This is a genomic window from Shigella sp. FC1567 (genome assembly GCF_001743015.1).
Taxonomy (GTDB): domain Bacteria; phylum Pseudomonadota; class Gammaproteobacteria; order Enterobacterales; family Enterobacteriaceae; genus Escherichia; species Escherichia coli.
The window spans coordinates 1-5,924 of record NZ_MIIV01000129.1 but is presented as its reverse complement, the minus strand read 5'-3'; the positions used below and the strand labels follow the sequence as shown (position 1 = coordinate 5,924).

Annotated in this window: 6 protein-coding genes and 3 pseudogenes; 2 read left to right on the top strand and 7 right to left on the bottom strand. The window is 48.7% G+C overall.

What is annotated here, in order from left to right; all coding sequences use genetic code 11:
- The coding region (locus tag BHE85_RS09820) for an integrase core domain-containing protein (protein WP_146627433.1) at positions 1-316 on the top strand (316 nt) is incomplete at its 5' end.
- Between the two features lie 455 nt (positions 317-771).
- Here BHE85_RS09820 and BHE85_RS27375 read toward each other — a convergent pair.
- The 7 genes and pseudogenes from BHE85_RS27375 to BHE85_RS09785 form a co-directional block, all read right to left on the bottom strand.
- Positions 772-888 (bottom strand): annotated as a pseudogene (locus BHE85_RS27375) (hypothetical protein); the annotation flags it as partial.
- A gap of 363 nt (positions 889-1,251) precedes the next feature.
- Positions 1,252-2,193: a fatty acid biosynthesis protein FabY gene (gene fabY, locus BHE85_RS09810; RefSeq protein ID WP_001297068.1), complete on the bottom strand. Its 942-nt coding sequence runs from the start codon at positions 2,191-2,193 to the stop codon at positions 1,252-1,254.
- Between the two features lie 44 nt (positions 2,194-2,237).
- A complete protein-coding gene (dtd, locus tag BHE85_RS09805) occupies positions 2,238-2,675 on the bottom strand; it encodes a D-aminoacyl-tRNA deacylase (protein ID WP_000560983.1) in 438 nt (145 codons plus the stop codon).
- A pseudogene (locus BHE85_RS09800) lies at positions 2,672-3,545 on the bottom strand (virulence factor BrkB family protein). The gene dtd and the pseudogene BHE85_RS09800 overlap by 4 nt, the downstream one beginning before the upstream one ends.
- Positions 3,539-4,138 carry a glucose-1-phosphatase gene (yihX, locus tag BHE85_RS09795; RefSeq protein ID WP_001315111.1) on the bottom strand — a complete coding sequence of 200 codons (600 nt, stop codon included), beginning with the start codon at positions 4,136-4,138 and terminating at the stop codon, positions 3,539-3,541. Before yihX ends, BHE85_RS09800 begins: the two are co-directional and overlap by 7 nt.
- Positions 4,139-4,278: 140 nt before the next feature.
- Positions 4,279-5,166, bottom strand: coding sequence for an aldose 1-epimerase (locus tag BHE85_RS09790; RefSeq protein ID WP_000846262.1), 888 nt, complete (start codon positions 5,164-5,166; stop codon positions 4,279-4,281).
- Positions 5,156-5,703, bottom strand: a pseudogene (locus BHE85_RS09785) (MFS transporter); the annotation flags it as partial. The pseudogene BHE85_RS09785 and the gene BHE85_RS09790, both read right to left, overlap by 11 nt.
- Before the next feature lie 56 nt (positions 5,704-5,759).
- Here BHE85_RS09785 and BHE85_RS09780 point away from each other — a divergent pair.
- Positions 5,760-5,924: IS1 family transposase (locus tag BHE85_RS09780; protein ID WP_047664789.1), on the top strand; the 165-nt coding region annotated here is incomplete at its 3' end.

The window sequence follows — 5,924 nt, the reverse complement described above, 5'->3', positions numbered from 1 at the left end:
TGCCGGGCTAATCCACCACTCTGATCGAGGTTCACAGTACTGCGCATACGATTACCGGGTCATACAGGAGCAGTCTGGTCTGAAAACATCAATGTCGCGTAAAGGTCACTGTTACGACAACGCTCCGATGGAAAGCTTCTGGGGAACGCTGAAAAATGAGAGCCTGAGCCACTATCGTTTTAATAACCGGGATGAAGCCATCTCAGTAATACGGGAATACATTGAGATTTTCTACAATCGTCAGCGTCGTCACTCTCGTCTGGGGAATATCTCCCCGGCAGCCTTCAGGGAAAAATATCATCAGATGGCTGCTTAAAAAAAGAACAAATGGTAGTGTCCGCTATTGCCAGTACACCTCATTCTGATAAATGAAGAAAAACCGTATTCATCGCCATTACCACCACCTTACCTATATTACTCATTAATGTATGTGCGAAAATTACGCCGGAAAATCATTAAAAAAAAGCGGATTTTTGCATGTTGTTTTGTTTTTGCGAGGCGTTTTCCAGAAATAATAAGAGTGTTGCAGTTGTTTCATTTATTACTCAAAAATGGTTTAGTTATCGCCCAGGATGAATTATGGGTGCTATGAATATATTATATTCAGAGATATTTATTTGCATAATCTGAATGGTGTAGCCGAAAAACGTCAGCATCCTAACAGCACCAGGATTTAAGGTGAAATTAATCTTTCATCACAGACCGGTCAGTACTGCCACCAACCGGTCTTTACTTGCTCATCGTTATAATTTTGTTGGTAACAGTTCGGGAAAGTTGTTTTTCTAAATTAACAACAGAATAACTTTCTTGTTTAATGAGATTAATATTGGCAACCATTATAGCCTCCTTCCCACGGTTTAAGAGCAAACATACAACATAATGATTCATAACATACAGAGCAGTAAATGAATGATACTGACAATGATGCCAGCCCATTATCTTTGCATAATGTTTGTGAGCTATAGATTTTAAAAATATTTATGAGGAAAGTATGGCACCAGAGGAGGTTTTGACTATCAAAAATCGCTCAAACCTGAACTAAGATGATGAGTTAAGCATTATCTGCGATAATTGCCACTCAGCTCTACAAATAATATTTAAATGCTCCTGAACAGTGATGTAGCAAGACACGTATGGTGCCAACGAAGAATAAAAATTTATAGAGTTCTTATTCAATATTACCGGCATAGACAGGGAATGATGTAAATGACCGGAATGAATGAGAGAGGCAGCACCGCCCCTCTCCATAAGCTACTCTTCTTCGTTCCCGCCCTCTTCATACGGGCCAAATGGCTTCGCGGGCAGAACGATATACGTGCCTTCAAACACTGCACCCGGCGTCTCGTCGCCAAAGATTTCAACTTGCATCTGCACCCGTGCTTTTCGTCCGCGCGCCAGACGGTCGAGATCGCCGCTTAAGGCACCAAGGTCGGCTACCGCATGAGGTTTACCGCTAATCGGCTTGCTGTAGCGGATATGCGCATCGGCCAGAATAATCGTTCCGCCGAGGTGGCGTTCGCGCAGCATCAGCCAGATAAGCCCCCAACCGGTGAGCGTTGCCAGCGAGAATAAACTCCCGGCAAACAGCGTATGGTGCGGATTCTGATTACCGGTTTCCGGCATGGTGGTGATAAATTTTTGCCCGGTATATTGCTGAATGCGCACGCCCATTTTTTCACTAAGCGGGATGTGTTCGTACCACGCCTGTTGCAGCTGCGCGCACCAGTCGCCGCGATGCAAAATATCATCCAGAGTGGCAACAGGTTTAATCATCAAAAAATGGCGAATCGGCGTGGTGGTTGGTGTGGTGATTTCTCCCTGATTAACAAACCCCAGCTTGGCGAAAAACTCCACCGCGTCTTCACGGGCGCTACAGGTCACGCGCTTAACGCCTTCCTGACGCGCCACCGACTCCAGGGTCATCGCCATCAACGTCCCCAGCCCTTTGTCCTGCACGTCGGGATGAACGGCCATAAAGCGAATGGACGCTTCATTGTCGGCATTAATATACAGTCGGCCTACCGCCACCAGATTCCCCTGCTCGTCGACGACCATCTGATGATGCGCCATCGCATCCCACGCGTCGCGTTCCGAACCTTTTGGTTGATGCAGGGGCTTACGCAACATTTCCCAGCGAAACTGATAGTAACGCTCTAACTCTTCTTCTGTTTGTGGAACCCGAAGGTGATACATAGCGATACTCTCTCTTGTTTCCCGTGACAACCCTGGAAGCTGGCTCATACCTGCAACCAGAATGTCACGGGGCCATCATTGACCAGCGATACCTGCATATCGGCAGCGAAGCGTCCTGTTTGCGTGTTCATCTCTTGCTGGCGGCAGCGTTCGACGAAATAGTCATATAACGCCTCTGCGCGATCCGGTGATGCGCCTTTGGAGAAACTTGGGCGCATCCCCCGTTCGGTATCTGCGGCGAGGGTAAACTGGGAAACCACCAGTACACTGCCGCCCGCCTGTTGCACGTTGAGATTCATCTTGCCTTCGGCATCGCTAAAGATGCGGTAGCCGAGCACACGCTCGCACAGACGGTTTGCTTTCTGTTCGTCGTCATCCTTTTCGACACCCAATAACACCAAAAGTCCCGCGCCAATTTCGCCCGTCACTTCTCCCTCCACGGTGACGCTGGCACGGGTTACGCGTTGAATTAATGCAATCATGGTTCGTCGTCTTCTTCTTGTTCAGCTGCTTGTTTTAGTTTGCGGTATTCCCCGAGAGTGACAGTAATTTCCGCGCCAAGCAAGACGATACACCATGTCCAGTAGACCCAAACAAAGAGAATGGGGATCACCGCCAGCACACCGTAAATGAGCTGATATGACGGGAACATGGTGATATAAAGCGCGAAACCTTTCTTTCCTGCTTCGAACAGGAGTGCGGCGACAAACGCGCCGACAATCGCGTCGCGGTTAGGTACGCGGATGGTAGGAACAATGCTGTACAGCAACCAGAAGGAGATCCACGACAACAGCAACGGAAAAATACGCAGCACGTTGTCGATGACAGTATTGAGATCGCTCGCCCAGCGCAGGGAGAGCAAATAGGAACTGATCGCCAGACTGGCCCCTGCCAGCAGCGGCCCCAGCGTTAAAATCATCCAGTACACGGCGAACGAGTAAATTTTTGGTCGCGCTCGTTTACTGCGCCAGATGGTATTCAACGCGCTATCGATGGAGTACATCAACAATAACGCGGTGACGATCAGCCCGCACGCCCCAACGGCGGTCATCTTGTTGGAATTGGCAACAAATTGTTCGATATACCGCTGAATAACATCGCCAGTAGCAGGCAGAAAGTTGGCAAAAATAAAGTGACGTAACTGAATGCTGACGTCGGAAAACATGGGAAAAGCGGCGAAAAGCGCAAAAACAACGGCAACCAGCGGCACTAATGAGAGCAACGACCACATAGGCAAGGTTACCTGCCAGGGTTGTCATGTTGTCCTCATCAATACGTTGCCAGAGTAGTTTTAGCCAGGCCCATAGTGGACGGGTACGGTGCCTGGCTTTGTCCTGAATGGTTTTTAGCATAACACCTTCGCGAAATAGTCCGGGATGGTGGTTTTATCTTTCACCAGAATACTGGTAATGCCCAGCTGATTGGCTCCTTCTATATTATCGGCGTTATCGTCGAAAAAGACCGTATCGCTGGGTGAAAAACCTTCCGCCTGCAAAACATGCTGGTAAATTCGTGCTTCAGGTTTGCGCATCCCCAGATCTTGCGACAGATAGATATGGTCAGCAGCATCACGAATTTCCGGGTATTCTTCCGGCCAGAAGGTGGTATGCAGGCGGTTGGTATTGGAAAGCACCACCACGCGATGCCCCTGCTCACGCAGTTTATGCATGATGGCGATCACTTCCGGGCGCAGCGCAACAAACACCGCCTGCCAGCCGTGAGAGAACTGCTCGTAGCTTAGCGGTAGAGCCATCTCATGACACAGCGCCTCTGCGAACGCTTCGTCGCTAATTTCCCCACGCTCATGCTGATGAAACGCCTCCCCCATATGAAAACTCTTCTTAAGCGTAGCCAGTGGAACACGCGTTAAATCGCTCCAGGCTCCCAGCACACGGTTAAAGTCGATATCGACAATCACATTACCTAAATCAAAGATATAGAGCATTTTTGCCTCCTTTCGCGCCACAAGAAATTAACTGTAGCGGGAAAGGATGGGTTTGGCTATGTGGCAATAAGGGTAATCTTGTGATGCTGATTGCGAAAAAGCAGAGTAATTTCACTGGCTTTTTCGCAATAGATGAATGGTTAAGATTCAGGTGTAAATTGCCAACGAGTTTCGATGACCAGCGGCCTATCTGGTGTCACCAATTCCGGCGTTAGATTTATTGCGTTAGGTGCCTGAGTCAGCGGGTTAATACAGGTGGCATCGGGCTGTTTATCAAATACCACCAGACTGTTTGCAGAAGAGATCATGGTCATCGCGAGTTTACCAGGCCACAGTAACTTAACCTTCACCCCGTTATAAAAACCAAAACAGTCATCCCAGGGACCGGCTTGAGGAGAGATACGATTTCCAGTTGGCAGTTCATCACTACCCGCTTCTTCTTGCCAGTCCGCATCAAAAAGCACCTGCAACGATTCTGTATTTTGCGGAGTCAGCTTTTTCGCAAACCACGGATGCCAGCCAGCGGAGGCCGGGAATGTATCGGCATATGAATGGACTTCCAGTTGCAAAACCAGCGCATCGTTCTCCAGCAAAAAAGTCTGAATCACTTCCCCTTGCCAGGGCCACGGTGAAGCCAGGGGCATACGTAAAGTCAGGGAATCTGCTGTTTTGTCGATGATTTCCCACGTTGAGTAACAAGCCATACCATGCAACGCATGTGGTGGTTTATTGGCGGGTAAAGAATAACATTGCCCACCAGCATTCAGCGTCGCATTCCCCAGTCGCCCTGCCCACGGCACCATTGGGAAACAGCCATACTGAAAAGCTCTGCGCTGCGGCTGCCATTGGCGTAATACTTCAGAACCAAATGCCTTTAACGAGGTTATCCTGGCACCATCATGCGGATAAATCTGCAGGTGAATATTGCCTTTTTCCAGCGTCACTAACTCTCCTACAGGCCCAGGCCATGGCGCGTCAAACGCCTGTTGTAGCGCCAGGTAATGCTCGTTTTTTCGTTCAGTTTTCATGAGATTGTTCCCTGATGTAGCGGTAAGAAGCGGTTTCTTGTTCATCGGTCGGCTCAATCAGCCAGACGCAACAAAGGAAAGAACTGAGACAGCAAATAAAAACAGAGCGACATACCACGGTTTTCCTCCCCCTAGCGCCAGCAAACTTGAGGCGATAAGGGGGCTTAGTCCGCCAAGAATCGCGGAAAATTGATAAGCAAAAGAAAGGCCGGTATATCGTACTTTGGTACCGAACATGCGGGTGAAAAGTGTTGGCTGCACGGCAAACATCATCGTCGGACCTAAGTTGTAGCCGAGGATCATACTGCACCAGATGATGAGCGTACTTTTGCTATCCAGTAATAAGAAGAAAGGAAACGCGAACAGGACACAAAATCCTGCTCCCGACAAATACAGACTTTTTTGACCTATACGATCTGATAACCATCCAACCAATGGACAACTGAAAATACCGATCGCCGAGGCAATCAACATACCCGTCAGGGGAATATCTCGCGACAATACTAATTGGCTGGAAATATAGACAATACCAAAGGCGGGTAATGCTGCCAACTTACTGATTTAGTGTATGATGGTGATTTTAAGGTGCTTGCGTGGCTTCCATTTCCATCAGATGTCCTTCCTGCTCCGCTACTGAAGGCGTGGTGCGTAACGGCAAAAGCACTGCCGGACATCAGCGCTATCTCTGCTCTCATTGCCGTAAAACATGGCAACTACAGTTCACTTACACCGCCTCTCAGCCCGGTACGCACCAGAAA